Origin of the sequence: Blautia wexlerae (genome assembly GCF_013300825.1) — a bacterium.
Classification (GTDB): domain Bacteria; phylum Bacillota; class Clostridia; order Lachnospirales; family Lachnospiraceae; genus Blautia_A; species Blautia_A wexlerae_B.
Map to the genome: position 1 here is coordinate 1 of NZ_JAAIMY010000121.1, position 306 is coordinate 306.

Annotated in this window: 1 pseudogene; it reads right to left on the bottom strand. The window is 53.3% G+C overall.

The window, feature by feature from the left end:
- Positions 1-306: pseudogene (locus G4417_RS16705) on the bottom strand (DNA primase); the annotation flags it as partial.

A 306-nucleotide genomic window follows, 5' to 3' on the forward strand; every position in this document is an offset into this window, starting at 1 on the left:
CTGCGGCTGCAAGCTCTGCCATTCGCTGTTCAAGCTGTATCACATCCTTTCCGTAGTCCGTAATCAAAGCCGCTTTTTCCTCCGTTTCCCCAAAGAGCAGCACATCCAGCAGATATTCCACTTGGTCTTGCTTCTGTAAGGCTTCCACAAACCGGGGATGAAAGGATTCCTCCGGGGAGTGCGGGGCATATTCCTTTCTCCATGCCCGGAGCAGGTGGAGATAGTCGGCAAGAATACGGAAGCAGCGGCTCTTTGCTTCCTGAAACTGTTCCTCCGGGGATTTCTGCCGGGGCTTTGGCTTTTTTG